The following is a 22,602-nucleotide window of genomic DNA, read 5'->3' as shown; positions in this document are numbered from 1 at the left end:
TCGACGTCCTCCACGCTTGGGGCTACAGCACGTCCAGGGGGATCTTCAGGTAGCGCGTGCCGTTGCTTTCCGGCTCGGGCAGCTCGCCGCCGCGCATGTTGATCTGCACAGAGGGCAGGATCAGCGTAGGCATGCCCAGCGTGGCATCCCGTGCCGTGCGCATGGAGACGAACTGGTCCTCGCTGATGCCGGCGTGCACGTGCACGTTGTGTTCGCGTTCGGCGGCGATGGTCGTTTCATGGAGGAACTCTTCACGGCCGGGCGCCTTGTAGTCGTGGCACATGAATACCCGTGTGTCGCCCGGCAGGGCGAACAGCTTCTGGATGGACTGGTACAGCGTGCGCGCGTCGCCGCCCGGGAAATCGCAACGGGCAGTGCCGTAATCGGGCATGAACAGCGTGTCGCCGACGAACGCCGCATCACCGATGACATAGGTCATGCAGGCCGGGGTGTGGCCCGGGGTATGGATGGCGCGCGCCTGGATGTTGCCGACCTGGAAGGTATCGCCATCGTGGAACAGGTGGTCGAACTGGCGGCCATCGGTCGCAAAGCCGGTACCGGCGTTGAACAGCTTGCCGAAGGTGTCCTGCACCACGGTGATGCGATCACCGATCGCCAGCTGACCACCTAGTTGCTGCCTGAGGTACGGCGCGGCGCTCAGATGGTCGGCGTGCACGTGGGTTTCCAGCAGCCACTGCACCTTGAGGTCCTGCTCGCGTACATAGTCGACCAGACGCTGGGCGGTAGCATGGGAGGTACGGCCGGATGCCGGATCGTAGTCCAGCACCGAATCGATCACCGCGCATTGGCGTGTCTGCGGATCGCTGACCACGTAGCTGTAGGTGAAAGTCGCGGGATCGAAGAAGGGTTCGATATGGGCATTCATGGACGCGCTCCTCTCCAAGATTAATACCGGTGGGGGTATGCATGTGGAGTGATGTTAGCCCTGATTTAGGTTATATGCTTAGACTTAATAGTTATTAGCTGGTGGCGGGACATTCGCCGCGACCCGCTATGGAAGGGGCGCCGCGGCTGTCGGGTCAGCGACTGGCGGATTGGCAGCGTCACTGACGATATGGCCATCGACCAGCTGTATGGTCCGCCCGCAATCGGCCGCAAGCCGTGGATCATGGGTCACCACCAGTATTGCGCAGCCGAACTGGGCATTGATGCGATGAAATAGCTCGAACACGCTTTGAGCGGTGCGGGTATCGAGGTTGCCGGTCGGCTCGTCGGCCAGCAACAGAGGCGGGCGGGTCACCAGCGCCCGGGCGATGGCAACTCGTTGCTGCTGGCCGCCGGAGATCTGCGTCGGCTTCTTGTCGGCGAACTGCGCCAGTCCGACTTCGTCGAGCAGGCCGCGAGCCAGGTCGATATCCGCGTGTGACGGCTTGCCGTGGCGAATCATCAGCGGCATCAGCACGTTCTCCAGCACGCTGAATGCCGAAATCAGGTGGTGAAACTGGAACACGAAACCGATTGCCTGGTTGCGCAGGTGCGTGCGCGCTTCGTCGTCGCTGTCGCGTGTCGCCTGGCCGAGCACGTACAGTTCGCCGGAGCTGGGCGTATCGAGCAGGCCGATCAGGTTAAGCAAAGTGCTCTTACCTGAGCCGGACGGGCCGATCAGCGCGGCCAGCTCGCCGCGGTTCAGGCGCAGGTCGATACCGTGCAGCACCTCGGTTTCCAGTGGTGTGCCTATGTTGAAGGCCTTGCGTACCTGTTCCAGGCGCAGGACGTCATTGGCCGGGCTGGCTGACAGGGTTTCAGACATATCGAATCGCCACCGCAGGGTCGTAGCGCGCCGCACGCCGCGCCGGCATCGCCGCCGCCAGCACGCCGGTGATTGTCGCTACCAGCATGGCCAGCGGCACCAGCGTCGGATCGACCGGAATGGTGAACAGCCGCGGGCCAAACAGATTGAAAACCTGCACCAGGCCCCAGCCGACGCCTCCGCCGCAGGCCGAACCTAGCAGCCCGAGCAGCCCGCCCTGCAGCAGGAACACGCGCAGGATCTGCCCGCGCGGGCTGCCCATGGCGCGCAGGATGCCGATCTCGCGGGTGCGCTGGACGACGCTCACGGCGAGCACGCTGGCGATGCCAAAGGCCACAGAGATACCGACGAATACACGGATCATCTCCGTGGTCATGCTCTGCGAGGCGAGCGCATTGAGCAGTTGTCCGTTGGTTTCCATCCAGCTTTCGGCACGCAGCCCGGTAAGGCGTGCGAGGCGCGCGGCGACCTGATCGGCCTCGAAGATCTCGGCGACCGTGGTATCGATCACCGTGACGCCGCCGGGCAGGTCGAGCAGTGTCTGCGCCTGTTTCAGGTCCAGGTACACGTAGCGCGCATCCAGCTCGCGTACGCCCAGCTCGAAGATACCGGCGATATCGACGACTGCCTCGCGGCCTTCGCCGGCGTCCAAACGCAGCTTGTCCCCGATGCCCAGGCCGAGGTCGCGTGCCAGTTCCTTGCCGATAACCGCGTGGCCGGCGCCCACGGTGAACTGCCCGGCGATCAGGTCGTCTGCCAGCGGGATGATGCGCTGATAGCGCGGCGGGTCGATGCCGAGCAGCGCCACCGAGGCGCGGGCCACGCCGCGTCGGGCGATGGCCGGGCCGCTGATCACCGGCGACACCGCGAGGATCTGTGCGTCCTGGTCGAGCACGTCGCGTACGTCCTGCCAGTTGATGATCGAGCGCAGGCGCTGGGCCCGCGGGCTCTCCAGCACCAGCGGCCAGCTGTGGTCATCGGCGGGCAGAATGCGGTTGACCTCGTCCGGCGGCAGGATGCGGATATGCGCCTGGGTGCCCAGGGTGCGCTCGACCACATTGGCCTGCAGGCCGGTGATCAGTGCCGTGATGAACACGATCACCGCCGAGCCGACGGCGATACCGAACATGATCAGCAACGTCTGCATGCGGTTGTCCAGCAAGAAGCGCAGGGCGATCTTCCATTCGGTCCACAGCGAGTCGGCCAGGCGCATGCAGTCAGTCCTGAATGCCGGTTGGAATCGCTTGCTCACGCACGCGTACGCGCTGGCCTTCCTCGGCGTCGCCGATCAACACCAAATCACCTGCCGCCAGCCCTTCACTGACTTCGCTCAGTGCGGTGCCGAGCATCCCCAGACGCACGCCGACCCGCTCCACCACGCCGTCATTGACGCGCAATACCTGCGCACGTGTTCCGTCGCGGGCGCGCAGCGCATCGTTGGGCAATACCAGGGCTTGCTCGCGTCGGCCGGTCTCGATGTTCACCGAGACGGTCATACCCTGACGCAGGAAGTCGGCTGGCTCCAGCAGGTCGAGATGGACATCGATGGTCCCACGGGCGGTATCGACGCTCGGCGCGATGAAGCTGACGCGTGCCGGCAGCACGCGATCCGGGTAGGCATCGGCGATGATCCTGGCGGCCTGGCCCAGTTCGATCGGGGCCAGATTCTTTTCGTCCAGAGGCAGCAGGATTTCGCTACTGCCGGAGCGGGCGATCGTCAGCAGGGTGCGGCCGGGCTGTACCAGGTCGCCGGGTTCGACTTCGCGCGTCTGCACGATGCCGTCGACCTGGGCGTGGATGCGGGCTTTCGCCAGGTTCGCGCGCGCCGCTTCCAGGCGCTGACGCAGGACCTGTTCCTCGCTGCCGCCTTCGCCCACGGCCGCGGCGGCGAAGCGGGCGCGATCGCGGACCACACGGGCAGTCAGCGTTGCGCGGCGAGCCTGCTCAAGCGCCTCGGAGGCCAGGAGCTTGCGTTCGAACAGTGTCTCCCGGCGCTGGAGTTCGCGATCGGCCTGTTCGAGGTTGTTCTGTGCCTCGCGCAGGGTGGCCTGTGCCTGGGGGCGGCTGGAATCGATCAGCTGCTGCAGGGCCGCTTCCGCCTCGCGCAGGCGGGCGCGCTGCTCGTCGTCGCGCAGCTCCAGCAACAGATCGCCAGCCTTTACCGCATCGCCCTCGCGCACATGGCGCACGGCGACAACTCCGGTGATTTCGCTGCCGACCTGCGCCAGCGACTGGCTGTCCACCTCGCCACTGGCGACCACGCGTTGCACCAGTGGGCGTGTTTCCAGGCGATAACCGGGCAGTTCCGGCCCTTGAAGCTGGCGCCAGATCATCCAGCCGGCCAGCAGCAGGACCGGGATGATCAGCAAAAGCGCGCGACGAATGGTTTTTGCAGCGGGCACGACGGACCACTCCTTAATGCGGCCCCTCCGGGCCATCGAACCCGCCAAGCTTACGGTCATACCCATGGGGGTACAACGCGGGCGTTGCGCGCAGGTCGGCGATGGTCTGCGGCTATCGTGACCATAGGCTCTGGAGCAGGGCGTGGCGGAGTACACTGGCCGCCCGCATCGAGGATTCTGAAATCATGGCGTCCACCGTTCAAAGCCCGACGGCCACTCTGCGCGCTGCCTGGCTCGCACAGGCGCAAGCCAACCCCTGGATCACCTTCGGTCTTGCGGCAACTGCAGTGGCGGTGCTGTTACTGCTAGTGGCGGGTACCGCCAACGCTTTGCAGAGCAGCGAGGCGGGCAACGTTCGCTACGCGCTGTTGGGCGGCAGCGCCGGTTTCGTAGCGACGGCGGTCGGCGCGTTTCTGGCGATCGGCCTGCGTGACATTTCTACCCGCACCCAGGACAGCATGCTTGGCTTTGCCGCCGGCATGATGCTCGCTGCGAGCGCTTTCTCCCTGATCCTTCCGGGGCTGGAAGCGGGGCGTGAATTGTTCGGTAACGGCCCGGCTGCGGCGCTGACGGTGGTGGTCGGCCTGGGTCTTGGCGTGTTGCTCATGCTCGGTCTGGATTACTTCACGCCGCACGAGCATGAAAGCACTGGCCCCTGTGGTCCCGAGTGCGAACGCCTGAACAGGGTCTGGCTGTTTGTGCTCGCCATTGCGCTGCACAACATCCCAGAAGGCATGGCCATCGGTGTGAGCTTCGCCAATGGCGACCTGAGCGTCGGCCTGCCGCTGACCACGGCGATCTCCATTCAGGACATTCCCGAGGGCCTGGCCGTCGCGCTGGCGTTGCGCACCACCGGGTTGTCGGCGCTGGGTTCGGTGCTGGTCGCCGCGGCATCCGGGCTGATGGAGCCGATCGGCGCGTTGGTGGGTATCGGCATGTCCAGCGGCTTCGCCATCGCCTATCCCATCAGCCTCGGCCTGGCCGCGGGGGCAATGATCTTCGTGGTATCCCACGAGGTGATCCCGGAAACCCACCGCAACGGCCATCAGACGCCCGCCACGCTGGGCCTCATGGTGGGCTTCGCGGTGATGATGTTCCTCGATACCGCGCTGGGCTGACGCGTTAGGGCTTGTCCGCCTCGGTCTGCATGACCAGCTCGACGCGGCGGTTGCTGGCGCGACCCTGTTCGTCGCCGTTGTCGGCGAGCGGTCGCGTGTCGGCGTAGCCGGTTGCGCTCAGCCTCGTCGATTCGATGCCGGTCAGCTGCAGGTAGCGCACCACGCTGCTGGCGCGGCTGGCGGAAAGCTCCCAGTTGGACGGGAAGCGCTCGGTCTGGATGGGCAGATTGTCGGTATGGCCCTCGACGATGATCCGATGACCGCCTGCGGCGAGGGTCGGGACCAATCGGTCGATCACATCCAGCCCGGCGTCTTCCAGCTCCGCCCGCCCTGAGCCGAACAGAATTTCGCTGCTGATTCGAAAGCTGATGCTGCCATCGTTGACGATGACCTCGATGTCGTCGCCCAGCGCCAGATCGGGCTTCGCTTCGCTCGTGTCGTCCTGCTGCGTATCAGCCGCCGGCGCCGGTAGCGGCACGATCGATGGTATGGGTGAAGCGCTTGGCTGCAGTGCTACCAGCTGATCGCCAGCCGCCTGCTGCGTGGCTTCTACCATCGAGGGCTCGCTCTGCTGGCCTTCGCCCTTGCCGGCCAGCGCCAGCATGATCACCAGCATCACCAGCAGCAGGGTGAGCATGTCCAGGTAGGTGATCAGCCAGGCTTCCTGCTCTTCCTCTCGCTGCGGCTCGATATGCCAGCGGGAGAAGCTGCTGCCCGGCGATGCCTGGCCGTTCACGTGCGTTCGTCCTGCGGCGCGCTGCGCGGTGCGGCGGGGCTGCCGTCGCGAATTTCGTCGTCGTGGTGGGCGATGAACGACTTGAGCGTTTCGCGCATGTAGGCCGGGCTGCGGCGATTGCACATCATGGAGATGCCCTGCATCACCAGATTCATCAGCGCCACGCGTTGCTCGGTACGCCGTTCGAGCTTCACGGCCACTGGTTTGAGGATCAGGTTGGCCAGCAGCACGCCGTAGAAGGTCGTCATCAGCGCGACCGCGAGGCTGCGGCCGATCAGGTCCATATTGCCGCTACCGAGCATGAACATCAGGTTGATCAGCCCGACCAGCGTGCCGATCATGCCGAACGCCGGCGCATAGTTGGACATCGCCCGGAACAGCTGTGCCTCGGCATTCTCCCGGGCGCGCAGTCGTGCGATGCGCCATTGCAGAAGTTCCAGGATGTCTTCTTCCGGGGTGTTGTCGATCACCAGCTGCACGCCGGTGCGCAGAAAGGGATTGCTGACCTGCTCGACCGCTTTTTCCACCGCAGGTAGGTCACCGCTGATCCACAGTCGCGAGATCTGCACCAGCTCATCGAGATCCTGCCGCGTGTACAGGCGCTCGTTGCGCATCACGGTCCAGATCAGCCCGAACACTCGGGTGACTTCGCGCAACGGATAGCTGATAAAGGTCGCCGCCAGGGTGCCGACCAGTACGATGCCGAGGCTTGGCAGGTCGATGAAAAGCGCGGGTTCTTTGGCGGCGAAGAGCATGACGACGGCGAGCAGTCCGATGCTCGCGACGATGCCGATCAGGGTGGAGGGATTCATCGGAACTCCGCTGAAGGGGGCAGTGCAGAAAGCGCGCGATCATAGCAGCTGGCCTTGCGCGTACGGCTGACCTGGGTCAGATCAGCCGCTGGCAGCCGCTCTACAGATTCTCAAGCAGCCGGCGCGCCGCTTCCTGGCCGCTAAGCCAGGCGCCTTCCACTCGGCCGGACAGGCACCAGTCGCCGCAGGCGTAAAGACCCAACCCGGCGTCGGCCAGGGCATTCCATTCGTGGGCCTGGGCCGGGCGGGCATACAGCCAGCGATGGGCCAAGGTGAACTCCGGGGCCGGCACCACACAATCGATCAGCTCGGCGAATGCGCCATGCAAGCGCTCGATCACCGCCTCCTTGGGCAGGTCGAGGTGCTGTCGGCTCCAGCTGCTGGTGCCGTGCAAAACCCAGGTATCCAGCTCGCCGTTGCGGCCGGGCTTACTGCGGTTGCGAGCAATCCAGTCCAGCGCATCGTCGCGAACGAAGCAGCCTTCCAGCATGGTGTTCAACGGAATCGCGAAGCCCAGCGCGACCGCCCAGGTGGGCTCCATGGCTACGCTGGCGGCGACGGCGGCGAGCTTGGGCGCGCTGGAGAGCAGCGCAGCCGCCTGCGGCGCCGGCACGGCAATCACCACCTGGCTGAATGGTCCGTGGCTTACGCCTGTGGCATCGACCAGCGTCCAGAACTGCTCGCCGCGAAACACTTCGGTGATGCGGCAGCTGAAGTTGACCGGCATGTCGCCCAGCAACCCGCGGGTGATCGAGCTCATCGTCGGTGTGCCGACCCAGCGCACCTGCTCGTCGGCAGATGGTTTCAGTTGACCGTCATGGGACTGGTACATGCTGGGCGACCATTGATCGACCCAGCCTTCGCTCTGCCACTGGCGGACGGTTTCGCCAAAGCGACGATCCCGGGCGGTGAAGTATTGCGCGCCCAGATCGAGCGAGCCCGCATCGCTGCGTTTGCTGGCCATGCGGCCGCCGCTGCCGCGGCTCTTGTCGAACAGATGTACTGCCTGCCCGGCATCGTGGAGGGCGCGCGCAGCGGAGAGCCCCGCGATCCCGGTTCCGATGACGGCGATTGGAGCCTTGCTCATGATTACCTCGTGTGCTGTTGCCATCAGCCGCACAGCGAAATCGCTGCACAGCATGGTTTCATGACAAGCGTGCGATAGCGCTTGAGCCTGCTCATCCTCGGACAGACGTTGGTCTTTGGCTAGAGGCTTTCGACGCAATGCGCATACCGCTCGCCGGTTCAATCCATTGATAGTCGGGTTGCTGGCGCTTCATGGAAGAGGATGCAATTGGCCTGCCGTAAGCGTGGAAGCAGTCTGTGGTTGTAAGTTGCTGATAAGCCGGTACAATGGCGCCGCTCGCCGCCAGGCGGGTTTCGTTATGGTGGGCCCTGCCGGTCCCCTCGCAACGATCAGCCGTGAACCCGGTCAGGCCCGGAAGGGAGCAGCCGCAGCGGTGACATTGTGTGCCGGGGTGTGGCTGGTAGGGTTCACCTCCATAACGATCTTCTCGTTTTTCCTTTCTCTCTTGTCTGAATCCGCTGACGCCTTTGCAGGCTCGGGCGTATACGCGCGTCTGCCGTTCCTGGGTTGTGGCATGGCAACCGGTTGCTGGCGCCAACCTTGTATCCTGCGCAGCGTTTCCAGAGGAACGAAGTGCCGGTATCGGCTCGAGGAGCACGGTTTTGTCTGTAAAAGCGAAGTGGGACATCTTCTGCGCAGTCGTGGATAACTTCGGTGACATCGGCGTCACCTGGCGCCTGGCCCGGCAGCTGGCGGCGGAACACGGTCAGCACGTGCGGCTGTGGGTGGATGACCTGGATACTTTCGCTCGGCTGTGCCCGGCGGCCAATGCCGAGGCGGAACAGCAGCTGCACGAGGGCGTGGAGGTCCGGCGCTGGTCCGGCCAATGGTCAGCTACCGAGCCCGCCGATGTGGTCATCGAGGCGTTCGCCTGCAATCTGCCGCAACCCTACATCAATGCCATGGCTGCCAGCGGTCGTCGCATCCTCTGGCTGAACCTCGAGTATCTGAGTGCCGAGGACTGGATCGTCGGCTGCCATGCGCTGCCCTCACTGCAGGCCAACGGCTTGCAGAAGTACTTCTTCTTCCCGGGCTTCGAAGCCCGGACCGGCGGGCTGATCCGTGAAGCTGATCTGATGTTGCGCCGTGCGGAATTTCAGAGCGATATGGCGCAACAGACCGCTTTTCTTGCCTCGCTCGGCGTAGCGCGACAGCCCGGCGCGCGCCTGTTGTCTTTGTTCGCCTACGAAAACACTGCGGTCGCGGGTTGGCTAGACGCCCTCGCGGCCGATTCGCGCAGCAACCAGCTGCTGGTTCCGGAAGGTCGAGTGCTTGGCGATGTTGCCGCCTGGCTTGGCGTGCCGAGCCTGCAGGCGGGCGATCAGCATCGGCGCGGCAGTCTGCAGCTGTGCATCGTGCCGTTCATGACTCAGGACGAGTACGATCTGTTGCTGTGGAGCTGCGATTTCAACGCAGTGCGCGGGGAGGAGTCCTTTATCCGCGCCCAGTGGGCCGGCAGACCGCTGGTGTGGCACATCTATCCTCAGGAAGAGGATGCCCACTGGGATAAGCTCCATGCCTTTCTCGATCTGTACGCGCATGAGCTGTCGCCCACGGCCAGCGCAGCGCTGCGCGAATTCTGGCGTGCCTGGAACGCTGGGCAGGGGGCTGGCGAAGCCTGGACCGCTCTGGTCCGCGAATACCCGACCTTGCTGCAACATGCCGAAGCCTGGACCCACGAGCAGGTGGCCAATGGCGATCTGGCCGGAAAGCTGGTGTTTTTCTACACCGATTGGCTAGGTGCTGTTCACGCTTAGCGTGCGACCGCAGCTTCAATTATGGTGGGGAAAGGCCGTAGCCTGATCTCCGCGCCTTGTTGTACGCCGCTCCGCATGGCGCCATTTGGCGCAGCAACGTGGCTTGCGACCAGGCGGGAACAGACCCTATGATACGCGGCCTGTTTTTTGTCTCTAATTCCCCTTCGGATATTTCGTATGAAAACCGCACAAGAGTTCCGTGCCGGCCAGGTGGCCATCATCAACGGCGCACCCTGGGTCATCCAGAAAGCCGAGTTCAACAAGTCCGGCCGTAACAGTGCCGTGGTCAAGATGAAGTTGAAGAACCTGCTCAACGGTTCGGCTACCGAGACCGTTTACAAGGCTGACGACAAGCTGGAGCCGGTCATCCTCGAGCGCAAGGAAGTGACCTATTCCTACTTCGCCGACCCGCTGTACGTGTTCATGGACGACGAGTTCAACCAGTACGAAATCGAAAAAGACGACCTGGAAGGTGTGATGACCTTCATCGAAGACGGCATGACCGACGTCTGCGAAGCCGTTTTCTACAACGACAAGGTGATCTCCGTCGAACTGCCGACCACCATCGTTCGTGAAATCGTTTACACCGAGCCGTCCGTACGTGGCGATACTTCCGGCAAGGTCATGAAGACCGCCCGCCTGAAGAACGGTGCTGAGCTGCAGGTTTCCGCGTTCTGCGAAATCGGTGACTCGATCGAAATCGACACCCGCACCGGCGAGTACAAGTCCCGCGTCAAGGCCTGATAGGCCACGCAGACCGCTCGAAAAAGAAACCCGGCCTGGTGCCGGGTTTTTTATGTCCTTTCACTTGCCGATCGGTGCGCGATAAGTGTCGAGCACCGTGACCGGCAGCCCGCGGCTTCTACCTCGCCATCAGTTGGGCCGCAGCTGCTTCAGGGTTTCCGCGATCATGAACGCCATTTCCAGCGACTGATCGGCGTTTAACCGCGGGTCGCACTGGGTGTGATAGCGATCGCTGAGGCCGGCTTCGGTGATCGGCCGCGAACCGCCGATGCATTCGGTGACGTTCTGTCCGGTCATCTCGATATGAATCCCACCGGGGTAGCTGCCCTCGGCACGATGCACATCGAAGAACTGACGCATTTCGGCGAGCACCTTCTCGAAGTCCCGCGTCTTGTAGCCGCTGGACGCCTTGATGGTGTTGCCATGCATTGGGTCGGAACTCCAGAGCACATGGCGACCTTCGTTCTGTACCGCGCGCACCAGTCGCGGCAGGCCGGCTTCGACCTTGTCGGCGCCCATGCGCACGATCAGATTCAGGCGACCGGGGTCGTTCTGCGGGTTGAGGATGTCGATCAGGCGGATCAGCTCCTCGCTGTCCATGCTCGGGCCGACCTTCACGCCGATCGGATTGCCCACTCCGCGCAGGAATTCGACATGCGCGCCGTCGAGCTGTCGGGTGCGGTCACCGATCCACAGCATGTGCGCGGAGCAGTCGTACCAGCCGCCGCTGAGGCTGTCCTGGCGGACGAAAGCCTGCTCGTAGTTCAGCAACAGTGCCTCGTGAGCCGTGAAAAAGCTGGTCTCGCGCAACTGTGGCGCGCCATCCAGGCCGCATGCGCGCATGAATTTCAGCGTTTCGTCGATGCGTGCGCCGAGCTGGTGGTACTTCTCGGCCAGCAGGGAGTTGGCGATGAAGTCCAGGTTCCACTGATGCACCTGGTGCAGGTCGGCGAAACCGCCCTGGGCGAATGCACGCAGCAGGTTCAGGCTGGAGGTGGACTGATGGTAGGCCTGCAGCAGACGCTCCGGGTCCGGCACGCGGCTTTGTGCGTTGAAGTCGATGCCATTAACGATATCGCCCCGGTAAGCCGGCAGCGTCACGCCATCGACGGTTTCGTCGCCGGCCGAACGGGGCTTGGCGAACTGGCCGGCCATGCGCCCGACCTTTACCACCGGGCAGCCGGCCGCGAAGGTCATGACGATCGCCATCTGCAGCAGCACCTTGAAGGTGTCGCGAATCTTGGTGGCCGAGAATTCGGCGAAACTCTCGGCGCAATCGCCGCCCTGCAACAGGAACGCGCGGCCCTGGGTCACCTCGGCGAACTGCCGTCTCAGCTCCCGTGCTTCGCCGGCGAAGACCAACGGTGGCAAGCCGGCCAGGGTGCGTTCAACGCGCGAGAGGTGTTCGGCATCCGGGTATTCGGGCTGCTGCTGGATCGGCTTGCTTTTCCAGCTATCGGGGCTCCAGGCGTCGTTCATGATCGTTCCAACTGATAAAAGTGCGGCGATTTTACCTGAAGCGCCCGGGCCCCGGAGATAGCGATGGCCTATGGGGCTGCGTAAGATGCGTTCGCCGACACGCTGGTGATCGGATAGCTGCGGAGCACATTGATGGACAAAGAGGAACGTCTGCTCGCCGAAGTGCATGACGCTTTCGGGCTGATTCGCGTACTCGAGGTGGGCGACTACCGTTTTCTCGAGTTTGGCGCGGCGGTCGAACAAAGCTGCGTATTCACCGCCGATCCTGCCTGGCTTGAATACGATTACACCCGCGCGATGCTGCTCGGTGGGCTTTGTCATGCAGAACCGGAAACCGCACTGTTTCTAGGGCTTGGTGCCGGCAACCTGACGCAGGCCTGTCTGCAGTTCCTGCCGCTGGAGGACGTCGAGGTCATTGAGCTGCGGCCGGCGGTGCCGGAGCTTGCGATGCAGTACCTCGGCTTGCAGAACGACTCGCGGCTGTATATCCGCATCGGCGATGCCACCGAGTTGCTGGATACCGCCGAGAGTTCCGATCTGATCTTCGTCGACCTGTACAACGATGCAGGCCCGGATGCCGCGCATCTGGCCTGGTCGTTCCTCAAGCGCTGTCAGGAAAAACTCAATCCGGGCGGCTGGCTGATCATCAATCAGTGGGGCACCGATGACGATCGCCCGTTGGGCGCGGCGCTGCTGCGTGGCCTCTATCATCGGCATTACTGGGAGTGCCCCGTGAAGGAGGGCAACGTGGTGCTGCTGGTGCCAGCGGATCTCGATCAGCAGCTGGACATGACCGGGCTGCGCCAGCGGGCCGAAGTGTTGGCACCGCGCTTGGGCTATTCGCTGGATTCGTTGATTGCGGCACTGCGGCCCGCGAGCTAACTCTGCACCGAACGGGTGCGTCGACGGTAGTGAAGGTTTGTGGCTGTTCCATATCGGTGCGTACTGACCGGCGCCGTCCCGCACGGAAAAGCGCGACGCGCGGCTCTATCGCGGGGCCTCACTCGTCCCACTCAATATCTGGGTCCCACGAAGCCAGCAGTTAATCAATGCTGGAGCGCTGTGTCTTGCCGCGCTGATGAGCAAACGTGACGGCATGGCTGGTCTGCTAATTGCAAAACGCCAGCATATTTTGTCGGCAGTAAGGAATCGCCCGTGCCTCATCTTCAAAGCAATCTGATGCATCTGTCCGCTAGCGAGCGCCATTGGCTTCCGTGGTCGGGGCCAACCGGCAAGCTGTCGATGCGCTGGTCGTGCTGGTTGAATCGTGGCGTGTATCCCGTGGTGGAGCAGGTCTTCGAGGGCGTTGCGCAGTCACGGGTGCGCATCCTGCAGAACTGGGTCGCCAGTCACTGGGGTCATCTGGCGGACCTCGCCGCCAAATCTGGGCGAAGCCGTTGGCCACGTCGCTAGCGATGTGCTGGAGGGGAAACGGGCACAGCTGCCGGATATTTCCGAGCTGTTCGTCATCGACCCGCAAGGCCGCGTGCTGGCATCCACCTGCGCGGCTCATATCGGGCAGCAGGATCTTGATGGCCGAGCGGTAGCGCGCGGGATGAGTGATCCGTTCCTGCATGGGCCTTACCGTGATCCGCTGACCCAGCGCCTGGGCGCGAGCACGTCGCGCTTCCATGATGCGGTCACCCTGATGTTCTATCAGCCGGTGCATGTTGGCGGTAAGTGTCTCGGCTGCATCTGCGCGCGGGTGCCCAATGATGTGATCGGTGACCTCATCCAGCGCGAGGCGGGCCACGTCTACCCGGAATCGGGTGACAACTACCTGTTCATGGTGGAGTCGCGCTTCGACAGCAGTGTTCAGACCGGCACGGCGCTGTCACGCTCGCGCTTCGAAGATGCCACCTTCAGCCACGGCGAGAACCTGAAAAGCGGTGTGCACACGCGCTGGGGAACGGTGCGCGTGCAGCAGCATACCGAGCTGGAATTGCGTTTTACCGATCCGGCCACCGGCCAGTTGCATCCTGGTGTGCGGGAGACGATCGCCAAGGGTGCCAACCTGTTCGTCACCTATCCCGGCTACTCGGACTACCGCCATATTCCGGTTATTGGCAAGGGCGTTACCTTTCAGCTGCAAGGCTCGCCAGACCGTTGGGGGATGATGTGCGAGGCGGATCTGGAGGAGGTCTATCGTCGCCGTTCGCTGAGCGTCGGGCTGATGAAGACGTATCTGCTCACGGTGACCACGCTGTTCGCCATCGGCAGTCTGCTGCAGGAGTTCAGCGGTCTGCCCACCACCGCGCTGCACCTGGTCAACGGTTTGCTGCTCCTGCTGGGGGCCTGGGCGTTCGCGTCCTTCGGGCCGCGACGGCTGGCTGCGCGCATGCAGGAGATGACCGAGGTGATTCGTACGCTGGCCGAAGGCGAGGGCAATCTGCGCCAAAGGGTCGACAGCAGCACCATGCAGCGCGATGAGAGTGGCGACATGGGGCGTTGGATCAACAGCTTCATCGACAGCCTGGACGGTGTGGTCGGCCAGGTGATCCAAGTCTCGAAACACGTTCGTCAGGACAATGAGCTGATGCTCGAACGCAGCAGCGAAGCGGGGCAGACCACCAGCGATGTGGCCGAATCGATCCATCAATTGTTGCTGCTGGTGGAGGAGCAACTTGGCGAAATTCAGCAGGCATCGATGACCGCCGAGGAAATGAAGGGCGCCATGGACGAGGTGATGCAGCGCGCCCGCGAGCGTTTCGACACCGTGCGTAACGGTACCGAATCGATCCGTGATGTGGTGCAGCGCTCGGCTCAGAGCGTTCAGCTGCTTGACAGCCGCATGGGCGAGATCGATGAGATCGTCGGGCTGATCAGCGACATCACCACGCAGACCAATCTGCTGGCACTGAACGCGGCAATCGAGGCGGCCAGGGCGGGGGACCATGGTCGCGGCTTCGCCGTGGTGGCGGGTGAGGTCCGCTCACTGGCGCAACGTACGGCCAAGGCGGCTGAGGACATTCGGCACAAGGTCGAGAGCCTGCAGGCGGAAACGCGCCAGGCGGTGTCGTTCATGGAGGGTGGCGTCCAGAATGTCGACAGCAGCCTGCGCCTGACCGAGGAGGCATCCTCGGAGAATGTGCATCTGCATCACACCGTCGAGCGCATGTTCGACATCATCAAGGGGCTGAACGAGCGCAGCCTGCATTACGGCCAGACCATCCGTGGCGTCGACCAGGCCTCCAATGAGATGGGACAGACCCTCGGCGTGCTGCAGGACAGCGCCGAACGTGTTCGTCATACGGCTGGCAAGCTGCACCAACTGGTCGGCCGCTTCCGCGTCAGCGCCGCCAATAGCGAGGCTGCCTGAAATTGATGCCCGCCGCGAGGACGAGACCTGCCACGGTGCCGCTGCTGTGCACCTGGCTCGGTGCAGGCGAGCCGCGCGGCGACATTGCGCGGCTTGCTGGTCAGCAGCGCGCCCGGCAGCCCAACCGCCGGCGCAAAATACCCGCACAGCGTCACGTTAATCCGGTATAGTACGCGCCGGCTGAAACCCAGCCTGCGTTCAGGTACTGCAACACACGAAGCACTGCTTCGGCTGCTGTCCGCTTCGAGCGGGCTATCCTTGACGATTCATCATTCATACGTTTTCGCAACCCCGCCGACCAGGCTGCCAGGGTGACCTTCGGGTTTTGCACGGCATGCGCAGCTTCGGAACAATGGGTCTTGCGGAGCATCAGAGACAAGACCCATGACCCAGGAAATCGGCGGCTTTGCCGCACTCGGTATTCACTCCGCTGTTCTTGCTGCCATCAGCGCAGTCGGCTACGAAGAACCATCCCCTATTCAATCTCAGGCGATCCCGGTGATCCTTGGCGGTCACGACATGATCGGCCAGGCGCAGACCGGTACCGGCAAGACCGCGGCCTTTGCGCTGCCGATCCTGTCCAAGATCGATCCCGCTCGTAAGGAAGTGCAGGCACTGATCCTCGCGCCGACTCGCGAACTGGCCCTGCAGGTCGCCACTGCATTCGAAACCTATTCCAAGCAGATGCCTGGCCTGACCGTCGTCGCGGTCTACGGTGGCGCCCCGATGGGCCCGCAGCTCAAGGCCATCCGCCAAGGCGCGCAGGTCATCGTCGCCACGCCGGGTCGTCTGGTCGATCACCTGAGCCGCAACAGCGGGCTGCTGTCGACCATTCGCTTCCTGGTCCTCGACGAAGCGGACGAGATGCTCAAGCTGGGCTTCATGGACGACCTCGAAGTGATCTTCGAAGCGATGCCAGAGAGCCGTCAGACTGTTCTGTTCTCCGCTACGCTGCCGCACTCCATTCGCGCGATTGCCGAAAAGCACCTGCGTGAGCCGCAGCACATCAAGATCGCTGCCAAGACCCAGACCGTCGCTCGTATCGAGCAGGCACACCTGATGGTCCATGCCGATCAGAAGATCCAGGCTGTGCTGCGCCTGCTGGAAGTCGAGGATTTCGACGCCCTGATTGCCTTCGTGCGCACCAAGCAAGCCACGCTGGATCTCGCCGCCGCGCTGGAAGCCAAGGGCTACAAGGCTGCCGCGCTGAACGGCGACATCGCCCAGAACCAGCGTGAGCGCGTTATCGAATCGCTCAAGGATGGCCGTCTGGACATCGTCGTCGCTACCGACGTGGCCGCCCGCGGTCTCGATGTGGCGCGCATCACCCACGTATTCAACGTGGACATGCCCTACGATCCGGAATCCTACGTACACCGCATCGGCCGTACCGGCCGTGCCGGTCGCGAAGGCCGCGCGCTGCTGCTGGTTACCCCGCGTGAGCGTCGCATGCTGCAGGTTATCGAGCGCGTGACCAACCAGAAGGTCGCTGAAGCCCGTCTGCCGAATGCGCAGCAGGTGCTGGACGCGCGCATCAAGAAACTCACTAACAGCCTCGCGCCGCTGGTTGCCGATGCCGAAGCTACCCATGGCGAGTTGCTCGACAAGCTGGTCGCCGACATTGGTTGCAGCCCACGTGCTCTGGCCGCTGCGCTGTTGCGCAAGGCCACCAATGGTCAGGCTCTGACCCTGGCCGAGGTGGAAAGAGAGCAGCCGCTGGTTCCGACCAGCAGCCCGCGTGAGCGCACCGAGCGTTCGGATCGTCCTGAGCGTAGTGGTGATCGCGAGCGTCGCGCTCCGGTCCCGCTGGCCGAAGGTCGCGCCCGCTGCCGTACGCCGCTTGGAGCGCGTGACGGCATCGCTGCCCGCAACCTGCTCGGCGCCATCCTCAACGAAGGCGGCCTGGCTCGCGAAGCCATTGGTCGCATCCAGGTGCGCGACAGCTTCAGCCTGGTCGAGCTGCCGGAAGACGGCCTTGACCGCCTGCTCGGCAAACTCAAGGACACCCGCGTCGGCGGCAAGCAGCTCAAGCTGCGTCGCTATCGCGAGGATTGATCGGTAGCTGGTTAAACGAAAGGCGGGCTTATTAGCCCGCCTTTTTTATTGCCCAAAGAAAGATCCACCTCGGCTCTTGCTTCCATCGATCACGCCAAGGACTGGTTACTCATCCGTCCCTTTGCATTCCGTGTCGTGCTCCGATAAACGAAGCACTCCTTGCTCGTCAATCCCGCTCGGGCTGTTCAAACTCTGAACAACATGCTACAAACGACCGCAACCCGAATGATCTAGCCGCTTGAAAACGAAGGGAAAACCATGACCAAGTCGGAGTTGATCGAGCGAATCGTCACCCAGCAGGGGCTGCTGTCGTCGAAGGATGTCGAGCTGGCCATCAAGACCATGCTTGAGCAAATGGCTCAGGCTCTGGCCACTGGCGACCGGATCGAGATCCGCGGCTTTGGTAGCTTTTCCCTGCACTACCGCGCCCCCCGCGTAGGCCGCAATCCCAAAACCGGCCAATCCGTCAGCCTTGACGGAAAATTCGTCCCGCATTTCAAGCCTGGGAAGGAGTTGCGCGATCGGGTGAATGAGGAGGACTGACAAGCGGCTAGGCTAGCTCTCCCTGTAGCAGCGAGGCATCAACCTAAATAGTTGTTAAAAGTCATCATTATCTGAACTTTTTGCGGTTCGTACGTACAAAATCCGGTTCGCTTGCTCCGCAGTGAAGAGCACACATAACAAGGACTTCGGATGACCGTGCAGCAACCTACTTCGCCCAACGATGAGATTGACCTGGTCGAGCTGTTCCGCGCGCTTTGGCGGCAGAAGATTCTAATCATCGGCGTCACGCTTCTCACCACAGTGCTGGCGGCCCTGTACGCCTTCCTGGCGACACCGTACTTTCAAGCCCGAACCTACCTTCGCCCAGTGCCGCAGAGCAATCTAGACCAGCTCAACGAAACGGGCATCTACAAGCTCACTCCGGAAGAGGCCATAAATCGCGTGGCTGGCGGATTGTCGTCTTATGACAACCGCCTGGAATTCTTCATGAGCAATCAGGAGCTGTTTCCGAATCTCACCGAGCGGGGCGAGCAATCAGAGCAGGCATTCGCTGAGTTCAATGAAGAGGCGTTTGAGATGCTGTTCCCTGACCCGAAGCGTACGGAGAACCGCAGCGCGTTCGTGGGTCTGAGGCTGACTTACCCTGAGGGCGTCGCTGGTGCTTCGGTAGTCAATGGCTTTGTCGCTTATGTGTTGGAGCTGGAGCGCCGCGAAATCGCTGAGGATGTGGAAAGCCTGGTCAACAATCGTCTGGCCAGCCTTGAGATGAACATTGAGGCGCAGCGTGCAAACTACGAAGCGTCCAAGGAGGCGAAGATTGCGTCCCTGCTCGAAGAAAGCGCGCTGAGGCGGGCCCAGCTTCAGGACGAAATCGCTGCTTTGCGCGAGGAACTCAAGACTCGACGGAACAACCGAATTCAGGAATTGACTGAGGCGATATCCATAGCCGAGTCGTTGAGCATTCGTAAGCCAACAAGCCCGTCCGCCATGTCCGACTCAGCCAGAGGCGGCGCGCAAGTTATTCGGACGGAGGTAAACAGCCGGGAAACCCCGCTGTATTTCATGGGAACAGAAGCACTATCCGCGGAGCGTGATGCCCTCGCGAGTCGCAAGTCGGATGACTTCATGGAGCCTCGAATCGCCGAGATTCAGTCCGAGCTCGCAATGCTAGAAAATAATCGCGAGGTGGAAATTCTCAGAGAGCGAGAGGGTGAAGACCTATACCTGACCAATCTCGCTGAGTTGCGCGAAGAGGCCGCCCGCTTGAAGGGAATTAAACTCGATACTGATCGGTTGCGGCTTGTTCGTCTGGATCAACCAGCGCTGGATTCGTCCAAGCCAATCAAACCCAGGAAGGCGCTGATTCTGGCGTTGGGCTTTGTGCTTGGCGGCATGCTTGGCGTATTCGCCGCTTTGGTACGCAGCCTTGCAAATCGCGGCCGCGAGCTGCAAACCCCATCGGCGTCATAAGTTGCCGCGTTACTTTCCTCTGCGAGAGCCAGGCACGGCGTTGAACGCTTTGCCTGGCAGCGTAACTGAAGATCGGCCGGCATCTAGCAGGACGTTATAGGCGCTCACAATCGCCAAATTAAATTGATGCGCGTCACTTGTTTTTTGTGAGCTGGCTGGCAAAATGGCGGCCCGCAGCATGACGGAACTTTTCCGTTTGCTTGCGGTATAGCCCCTGGCGCGCGCTCTGCGTCGCCGCATTCAGCGAGACGGACCTCAAGTGAACGCAGTAACTCCTCCGCAAGTCCTTGCTTCGGCAACGCCTGATGAAATTGACCTGATCCAGCTCTTCCGCTCGCTGTGGAAGCAAAAGCTTCTGATCGGCGCCATAACTGGAGTGTGCGCGCTTATCGGTCTGCTTTACGCCATGCTGGCGCCTAGCTATTACACCGTTCAAAGCGTGCTACGACCGGCCGCTATCAAAGATCTCGATGAGTTGAATCATCTTGGTATCTACAAGCTGTCGCCGAAACAAGCATTGGCGCAGGTCGGAGCAGCACTCGATTCCTACGATAACCGGCTCGGCTTCTTTCGTGATAATCAGCAGCTGTTCGCTGACTTGGCCCAGCCCGGTCGCAGCCTCGAACAAACCTTTGAGTCTTTCAATGATGAGGCGTTCAAACTGCTGCAGCCCGACCCCAAGAAGGCTGAAGGCACCACGCCTTTTGTCGGTATCCAACTGACCTACCCGGAGAACATCAACGGCGTCGAGGTCGTGAACGGTTTCGTGCAGTACTCGCTGAACAATGTGCGTCAACAGATTGCGGCCGACCTCGAGACGCTCATTGGTAATCGCCTCAATCAACTGGAAACGCGGATGGATGCGGCACGCACCAACTACGAGGCCAGCAAGGAAATCAAAATCGCCAAGCTGAGTGAGGCGGATGCACTCAAGCGCGCCCAGCTCAACGACGAGCTCGCAGCGCTGCGCCAGCAATTGAAGACTCGCCGCGATAACCGCATCAATCAGCTCAATGAAGCGATTCGCATCGCCACCTCGCTGGGCATCACCAAACCCACGACGCCGTCTTCGCTCGGCGCGGCCCAGATCACCAGCCAGGGCAGCGTGATCCGCACCGAAGTCAACAATCAGCAGATCCCGCTTTACTTCATGGGCAGCGAAGCGCTGGAGGCCGAGCGCAAAGCGCTCCTGGTGCGCCGCTCGGACGATTTCACCGAGCCCCGCATCGCTGAAATCGCCCGTGAACTCAAGTTGCTCGAGCACAACCGCCAGATCGAAGCGCTCAACAGTCGCGAGAATGAAGACCTGTTCCTGAAGGATCTTGCCGGTTGGCGTGAAGAGGCTGCACGGCTACGTGCGATGCAGTTGGATACCGATTCGCTCAAACTCGTCTCCATTGACCAGAGCGCCGTAGAGCCAAGCCGTCCGATCAAACCCAGGAAGGCCCTGATCGTCGCGCTCGCCCTGGTGCTCGGCGGTATGCTCGGTTTGTTCATCGCGCTGATGCGCAATCTGCGCCGGCCCGTACCGATAGACTGACCATCCATCCGTCGGAACGCCGCTGGCACCTCAGCGGTGTCGAAACCCGATAGAATCCCCTTTTTAATTTCAGCCGACTCGTGAACAGGGTGCCGCGAGTCGTTGGCACATCGTTAAAGGAATAACCATGGGCTATCCTCAAATCGAACATCACGGCGCCAAGGACGGCGTGACCGGCTCCTGTCACCAGCTCGACATGAATGCTACGACCAGTCTTCTAGTCGACTGCGGGCTGTTTCAAGGTGACGACGCTTCCATTCCGAGCGGCGAGGGCGGTAGCCGTCTACCGATCGACTTTCCGCTGGATACCATCAAGGCGCTGGTGGTCACCCATGTACACATCGACCATGTCGGGCGTATTCCCTATCTGTTGGCGGCAGGCTTCGAAGGGCCGATTCTTTGCAGCGAAGCCTCGGCAAAACTCCTGCCCATCGTCCTCGAAGATGCCTTCAAGCTGAGCTTCAGTCGCGACCAGCAGCGGGTCGAGCGCTACATCGACCTGGTGGAAAGCCGCCTTGTCGCGTTGCCTTACCAGCACTGGTTCACCCTGGTAGACACCGAAGAACTCAACGCACGTATCCGCCTGCAACGTGCCGGCCATATCATTGGTTCCGCCTATGTGGAAATCGATCTTAATTATCCTCAGGCAGGGGAGAGCAAGCGGATAGTGTTTTCCGGCGACCTGGGCGCGCCCCATGCGCCATTTCTGATGCCGCCGCAACCGCCCGAACGTGCGGATATCCTGGTGCTGGAAAGTACCTATGGCGACCGCCTTCACGAAGACCGCCAAACCCGCCGCCAACGCCTTGAAGCCATCATCGAACAAGCGCTGCAGGACCAAGGTACGGTCCTTGTCCCCGCCTTCAGCATCGGCCGCACCCAGGAACTGCTCTACGAACTCGAAGAAATCATCCATACGCGCTCCGTAGGAGCGAGCCCGCTCATAAATGTGCCCCCTTCGGAGACTGTATCCGCTTCTGTAGGAGCGAGCTCGCTCGCGAACAGCAACAACCCGGACCGCCCCCTTCTCCCCTCTGGGGAGAGGGCTGGGGTGAGGGGAAGGGAAGCCCTGCCGGAGAGTAGCATTACCTCCGAAAGCGCTGGGATGAGGCGTGACACGCCCGAAACCAACTGGCCTGAACTCCCCGTCATCCTCGACTCACCCCTGGCCAGCCGCTTCACTGCAGCCTACCGTGAGCTGAAACCCTTCTGGAACCAGGAAGCCCGCGACCGAGTCCAATCCGGGCGCCGCCCGCTGAGCTTCGAACAACTCATTACAATAGACAGCCACAGCGACCACCAACGAATAGTGAACCACCTGACCCAGACCGCACGCCCTGCCATTGTCATCGCCGGCGGTGGCATGTGCTCGGGTGGCCGCATCGTCAATTACCTGAAAGCCATGCTGGGCGATAAAAGGCATAACGTCCTCTTCGTTGGCTACCAGGCCAAAGGCACACCAGGGCACGCCATCCAGACCTACGGTCCGAAAGGCGGCTATGTAAACCTGGATGGTGAACGCTTCGATATCCGTGCTGGCATTAGCAGCATCGGTGGCTATTCTGCCCATGCGGATCAGAACGGGTTGGTGGATTTTGTGACTGGGATGCAGCAATGGCCGACTGAGATACGGGTGGTGCATGGGGAGCAAAAAGCCAAGGAGGCGTTGGCCGAGCAACTGCAAGCTAGCTACACGCAGCACAACAAGCCGGCAGTATTCATCAGTACCGGCAGAGTAGGGGATATGACTGAACCGGGTGGCGACGATGCGCTCTGAAACCTCTCGGCCACACCTGCGCTACGATCCA

At 62.2% G+C, this 22,602-nt stretch carries 17 protein-coding genes, 1 other RNA gene and 1 pseudogene; 11 read left to right on the top strand and 8 right to left on the bottom strand.

The genetic code is table 11. From position 1 onward, the window contains the following. Nucleotides 1-22: 22 nt before the first annotated feature. From LW136_RS14235 to LW136_RS14220, 4 genes are all read right to left on the bottom strand, one after another. Nucleotides 23-886: an MBL fold metallo-hydrolase gene (locus LW136_RS14235; protein ID WP_125896535.1), complete on the bottom strand. Its 864-nt coding sequence runs from the start codon at nt 884-886 to the stop codon at nt 23-25. Between the two features lie 126 nt (nt 887-1,012). Further along, nucleotides 1,013-1,771: an ABC transporter ATP-binding protein gene (locus LW136_RS14230; RefSeq protein WP_234173146.1), complete on the bottom strand. Its 759-nt coding sequence runs from the start codon at nt 1,769-1,771 to the stop codon at nt 1,013-1,015. After that, the gene (locus LW136_RS14225; RefSeq protein WP_234173145.1) at nt 1,764-2,984 is read right to left on the bottom strand and encodes an ABC transporter permease; all 1,221 of its coding nucleotides are present in this window, start codon (nt 2,982-2,984) and stop codon (nt 1,764-1,766) included. Before LW136_RS14225 ends, LW136_RS14230 begins: the two co-directional genes overlap by 8 nt. A 4-nt stretch (nt 2,985-2,988) precedes the next feature. Then, the gene (locus LW136_RS14220; RefSeq protein WP_234173144.1) at nt 2,989-4,173 is read right to left on the bottom strand and encodes an efflux RND transporter periplasmic adaptor subunit; all 1,185 of its coding nucleotides are present in this window, start codon (nt 4,171-4,173) and stop codon (nt 2,989-2,991) included. Nucleotides 4,174-4,358: 185 nt separating this feature from the next. Between LW136_RS14220 and LW136_RS14215 the strand changes: the two genes are divergently transcribed. Beyond that, nucleotides 4,359-5,291 carry a ZIP family metal transporter gene (locus LW136_RS14215; protein WP_104097288.1) on the top strand — a complete coding sequence of 311 codons (933 nt, stop codon included), beginning with the start codon at nt 4,359-4,361 and terminating at the stop codon, nt 5,289-5,291. A 4-nt stretch (nt 5,292-5,295) separates the two neighbouring features. On the opposite strand, the gene LW136_RS14210 is transcribed toward LW136_RS14215, so the two are convergent. The 3 genes from LW136_RS14210 to LW136_RS14200 form a co-directional block, all read right to left on the bottom strand. Beyond that, entirely contained in the window at nt 5,296-6,027 is a 732-nt protein-coding gene (locus LW136_RS14210) for an OmpA/MotB family protein (RefSeq protein ID WP_234173143.1), read from the bottom strand. After that, the gene (locus LW136_RS14205) at nt 6,024-6,839 is read right to left on the bottom strand and encodes a motility protein A (protein WP_003299513.1); all 816 of its coding nucleotides are present in this window, start codon (nt 6,837-6,839) and stop codon (nt 6,024-6,026) included. Before LW136_RS14205 ends, LW136_RS14210 begins: the two co-directional genes overlap by 4 nt. Before the next feature lie 100 nt (nt 6,840-6,939). Then, the gene (locus LW136_RS14200) at nt 6,940-7,926 is read right to left on the bottom strand and encodes an NAD(P)/FAD-dependent oxidoreductase (protein WP_104097425.1); all 987 of its coding nucleotides are present in this window, start codon (nt 7,924-7,926) and stop codon (nt 6,940-6,942) included. A 309-nt stretch (nt 7,927-8,235) separates the two neighbouring features. On the opposite strand from LW136_RS14200, the gene ffs reads away from it, so the two are divergent. From ffs to efp, 3 genes are all read left to right on the top strand, one after another. Continuing rightward, nucleotides 8,236-8,332: signal recognition particle sRNA small type (gene ffs / locus LW136_RS14195), an RNA gene on the top strand. A gap of 196 nt (nt 8,333-8,528) precedes the next feature. Then, a complete protein-coding gene (gene earP, locus LW136_RS14190) occupies nt 8,529-9,683 on the top strand; it encodes an elongation factor P maturation arginine rhamnosyltransferase EarP (RefSeq protein ID WP_234173142.1) in 1,155 nt (384 codons plus the stop codon). 177 nt (nt 9,684-9,860) lie between these two features. Further along, entirely contained in the window at nt 9,861-10,427 is a 567-nt protein-coding gene (efp, locus tag LW136_RS14185; protein WP_003280508.1) for an elongation factor P, read from the top strand. Between the two features lie 129 nt (nt 10,428-10,556). Here the strand turns inward: efp and LW136_RS14180 are convergent, their stop codons facing one another. After that, nucleotides 10,557-11,906, bottom strand: coding sequence for a class II 3-deoxy-7-phosphoheptulonate synthase (locus LW136_RS14180; RefSeq protein WP_234173141.1), 1,350 nt, complete (start codon nt 11,904-11,906; stop codon nt 10,557-10,559). 132 nt (nt 11,907-12,038) lie between these two features. On the opposite strand from LW136_RS14180, the gene LW136_RS14175 reads away from it, so the two are divergent. From LW136_RS14175 to LW136_RS14145, 7 genes and pseudogenes are all read left to right on the top strand, one after another. Beyond that, nucleotides 12,039-12,788 carry a spermidine synthase gene (locus LW136_RS14175; RefSeq protein ID WP_023444991.1) on the top strand — a complete coding sequence of 250 codons (750 nt, stop codon included), beginning with the start codon at nt 12,039-12,041 and terminating at the stop codon, nt 12,786-12,788. 273 nt (nt 12,789-13,061) lie between these two features. After that, a pseudogene (locus LW136_RS14170) lies at nt 13,062-15,225 on the top strand (methyl-accepting chemotaxis protein). Nucleotides 15,226-15,609: 384 nt separating this feature from the next. Further along, nucleotides 15,610-17,280, top strand: a complete 1,671-nt coding sequence (locus tag LW136_RS14165) for a DEAD/DEAH box helicase (RefSeq protein WP_014820801.1) — start codon at nt 15,610-15,612, stop codon at nt 17,278-17,280. Nucleotides 17,281-17,538: 258 nt separating this feature from the next. Continuing rightward, a complete protein-coding gene (gene ihfB, locus LW136_RS14160) occupies nt 17,539-17,823 on the top strand; it encodes an integration host factor subunit beta (protein WP_015276650.1) in 285 nt (94 codons plus the stop codon). Between the two features lie 150 nt (nt 17,824-17,973). Further along, entirely contained in the window at nt 17,974-19,254 is a 1,281-nt protein-coding gene (locus LW136_RS14155; RefSeq protein ID WP_234173140.1) for an LPS O-antigen chain length determinant protein WzzB, read from the top strand. A 259-nt stretch (nt 19,255-19,513) separates the two neighbouring features. After that, on the top strand, nt 19,514-20,794 hold the full coding sequence (locus LW136_RS14150; protein ID WP_234173139.1) for a Wzz/FepE/Etk N-terminal domain-containing protein: 1,281 nt from the start codon (nt 19,514-19,516) through the stop codon (nt 20,792-20,794). 127 nt (nt 20,795-20,921) lie between these two features. After that, a complete protein-coding gene (locus tag LW136_RS14145) occupies nt 20,922-22,571 on the top strand; it encodes an MBL fold metallo-hydrolase RNA specificity domain-containing protein (RefSeq protein WP_234173138.1) in 1,650 nt (549 codons plus the stop codon). Nucleotides 22,572-22,602: the final 31 nt, after the last annotated feature.

The sequence above is a fragment of the Stutzerimonas kunmingensis genome (genome assembly GCF_021432085.1).
In the GTDB taxonomy this organism is placed as follows: Bacteria; Pseudomonadota; Gammaproteobacteria; order Pseudomonadales; family Pseudomonadaceae; genus Stutzerimonas.
This window is presented reverse-complemented; position numbering and strand designations above follow the sequence as displayed.